Here is a 3245-nt window from a genome sequence, read left to right on the forward strand (position 1 = left end):
GCATCCGACCGCTTGGTAGGATGCTTTTTAATTTTAAAATCTGCCCATGCAAGTTATACCAGTAAGCAATTCATCACTAAAAAAAGACTTTCTAAACACACCCAAAATCCTATATAAAAACGACAAAAACTGGATCTGTCCACTGGATAGTGAGGTTGAGAATGTTTTTAACCCAGAAAAAAACACCTTTTTTGCACATGGAAAATGTACACGCTGGGTTTTAAAAAATGATGCAGGAAAATTGATCGGCCGTGTAGCAGCTTTTATTAATGAAAAAAAAGCTTACCACTACGACCAACCAACTGGTGGTATGGGATTTTTTGAATGTATTGATGATGAAAAAGCTGCCTTTCTTTTATTCGATACAGCCAAAACCTGGTTGGCCGAAAATGGAATGAAAGCCATGGACGGCCCGATTAATTTTGGTGAAAACGATAGCTTCTGGGGCCTGTTAGTTGAGGGTTTTACCCCTCCTTCTTTCGGCATGAACTATAACTTTCCATACTATCAAAACTTTTTCGAGAAATATGGCTTTATTACCGAATACGAACAATTAACCAACCATATTAACCTAACTATCCCCTTCCCAGAACGTTTTACAAAAATTGCCAACTGGGTAAGAAATAAACCAGGTTATACTTTCGAATATTTCAGCAAGGCCAATTCGAGCAAATACATTAATGATTTAATGGAAATCTACAATGATGGCTGGCAGGATTTCGAAAACTTTGTGCCTATTAAAAAAGAAACGCTCGAGGAAAGCTTTAAAAGTATGGAACCCATCATGGATGAACATTTGATCCAGTTTGCCTACTTTAATGGCGAACCAGCCTCTTTTGTAGTATTGATTCCAGATGCAAACCAAATGATTAAAGGTTTTGATGGAAAACTTGGTTTAATTGAAAAATTAAAGTTTGCTTACCGCCGCTGGGTGGGCGTTACCCGCATGAGGGCAATTGTAATGGGTACCAAACCTAAGTTCCAAAAACATGGCCTGGAATCCGTTCTTTTTATCCGTTTAGGCGAATACGTACTTCCTAAAAACCAGTACAAAGAGCTTGAATTGAGTTGGGTAGGTGATTTTAATGATCAGATGATTGCTATCCATAAAGCCACCGGTGCAACTTTTGGGAAAAAGCACCTTACCATGAGGAAAATCTTTTAAATTAAATCGTCATTGCGAGAAGGCTTTTCAGCCGACGAAGCAATCTTAATTCGGTAGTATCTATCTAATTGAAGATTGCTTCGTCGTTCCTCCTCGAAATGACAATTTTACCAAGAACTTAGCCTTCACTTTTATATTTTGGCAGATTAATTAAAAGTACACTTCCCAAAATAATCACTAAACCAATAATCTGGGTAAGACCAACCACTTCGTTGGTAAAAGTTAAACTCAGTAAAACAGCCACTACCGGGTTTACATAAGCATAGGTGCTCACTTGCGTAGCCGGGCGCACCTTTAACAACCACACATAAGCACTAAACGCTGCAATTGAACCAAACAGAATAAGGTAAATAATAGATAACCAGGCATCAAGCGGTATGTTCCCCCAATCGAGTAATTTAAACTCAGATTTCAAAAAACCTCCAGGTAAAAAAGCCAAACTGGCCGTCAACATCTGCCAGCCGGTATTAACAGAAACCGAACTGCCGGTAGTGGGATGATATTTCGAATAAAGCGATCCTCCGGCCCAGGCTATTGGCCCGAAAACGAGTAATACCATACCTATAATCTGCAAGTTGCTTTGAGGTTTATCAAGTGCTTGTACAATCTGGCCTCCAAACAAGAGCACCACTCCTAAAAAGCCAATTACTAAACCCGATACAATGTACTTATTGCTCAGGTTTTCTTTCCAATGCGATTTATCTAAAATAACGAACCATATTGCTGCCGAAGCTACCATAATGGCTACTAAGCCGCTCGGAATAAACTGCTCTACCCAAATTACGATTCCGTTACCCAAACCCAACATTAAAATGCCGCTTACTGCAGCAATTTTGATGGTTTTTAGGTTAAAAATATCTTCTCCTTTAATCTTGCACCAGCTTAGCATCAGCACTCCCGCAATAGAAAAACGGAAAGCGCCTAAAATAAAAGGTGGGAAACCAGCCAATGCTTTCTGGATAAAAAAGTAGGTAGAGCCCCAAACGACGTATACGATAGCAAATGCGAGGTAAACCATTACCGGCGATGCTGTTTTATTTAAATTTGCCATATGCTTATTTTTCAGGAATTACTAATTTTTGTTGTTCTTTCACAGTCTCCAGCACAATCGTGGTTTTAACCGATAAAATATTCGGAATCTTACTAAATTCATCTCGCAGTAAAGCCATTAATGAGGCCGCATCTGCTGTCCTCACCTTAATCAGAAAGCAGTCATCTCCTGCAATAACGTGTACTTCTTGTACATCGGGTATTTTTGCCAGTTCGTTTGCGGTATCACTACAGCCCAAACTTTGAGATGATTTCATTGAAATAAAGGCGAGTAATTTTAAATCGAGTGCCACAGGGTTTATCCGGGCATTATATTGGGTAATTACATTTTTCTTTTCCAACTTCTTTACCCGTTCCAACACAGCTGAAGGAACCAGATCCAATGCCTTTGCTAAATCTACATTCGAGATCCGTGCGTTATCCTGCATAAGTCTGAGTATAGCCAGATCGATATGATCTAAACTAAAATTGCTTTCGATTACCATTCTATAAAAATATAAATATTTAGAATAAAATTCATAATAATTTAATTAAAAATGAATTTTATTCTTATTTATTATTTTATTATGATAATTAGTCGGTAAAAGAACAGATAAACCGATTTTTATATTCCGAGCTTATCATACAGATCGATAACCTTTTTACGGAGCTTATTAATTTCTTCTTCCTTTTCGATCAGTTCTTTTTTAAGTGCAACGAGTTCTTCTTCTGATGAATCTGATATTACAGACTGCCCAGATATCAGCTGTATTACCGGCACCTTAAATGTTCTGGAAATCTGGAGTAAACGGGAAATATTGAGATCGGTTTGACCTGTCTCTATTTTACAAAAGGCAGGAGTAGAAATATTAAGTTTTTTAGCAGCATCCGCTTGACTTAAACCTAAGGCCAACCTACTTTGCTTAATGTTATCTCCGATGCTTTTCATACTTTTTATGATTTGAGATATTAGACGTGAGATACGAGACATGGCATGAGGTTCGAAATGCTAGATATGAGATTTGAGCGGGAGTTCAGCTCTGAAATCTCG

General features: G+C 38.1%; 4 protein-coding genes. 1 reads left to right on the forward strand and 3 read right to left on the reverse strand.

The features are described 5' to 3' along the window. The first annotated feature begins 46 nt into the window (after positions 1-46). On the forward strand, positions 47-1165 hold the full coding sequence (locus AC1DPQ_RS22340; RefSeq protein ID WP_477585920.1) for a GNAT family N-acetyltransferase: 1119 nt from the start codon (positions 47-49) through the stop codon (positions 1163-1165). Between the two features lie 118 nt (positions 1166-1283). On the opposite strand, the gene AC1DPQ_RS22345 is transcribed toward AC1DPQ_RS22340, so the two are convergent. From AC1DPQ_RS22345 to AC1DPQ_RS22355, 3 genes are all read right to left on the reverse strand, one after another. Beyond that, a complete protein-coding gene (locus AC1DPQ_RS22345) occupies positions 1284-2216 on the reverse strand; it encodes an EamA family transporter (protein WP_477610913.1) in 933 nt (310 codons plus the stop codon). A 4-nt stretch (positions 2217-2220) separates the two neighbouring features. Continuing rightward, a complete protein-coding gene (locus AC1DPQ_RS22350) occupies positions 2221-2700 on the reverse strand; it encodes an Lrp/AsnC family transcriptional regulator (RefSeq protein WP_477585916.1) in 480 nt (159 codons plus the stop codon). A 119-nt stretch (positions 2701-2819) separates the two neighbouring features. After that, complete coding sequence (locus tag AC1DPQ_RS22355) at positions 2820-3143, reverse strand: helix-turn-helix domain-containing protein (RefSeq protein ID WP_477610914.1); 324 nt, start codon at positions 3141-3143, stop codon at positions 2820-2822. Positions 3144-3245: the final 102 nt, after the last annotated feature.

The sequence above is a fragment of the Pedobacter sp. 01T416_2 genome (assembly GCF_056398925.1).

Coding starts and splice junctions, on each gene's coding strand:
- AC1DPQ_RS22340 (WP_477585920.1), top strand. CDS start 47: ATGCAAGTTATACCAGTAAGCAATTCATCACTAAAAAAAGACTTTCTA.
- AC1DPQ_RS22345 (WP_477610913.1), bottom strand. CDS start 2,216: ATGGCAAATTTAAATAAAACAGCATCGCCGGTAATGGTTTACCTCGCA.
- AC1DPQ_RS22350 (WP_477585916.1), bottom strand. CDS start 2,700: ATGGTAATCGAAAGCAATTTTAGTTTAGATCATATCGATCTGGCTATA.
- AC1DPQ_RS22355 (WP_477610914.1), bottom strand. CDS start 3,143: ATGAAAAGCATCGGAGATAACATTAAGCAAAGTAGGTTGGCCTTAGGT.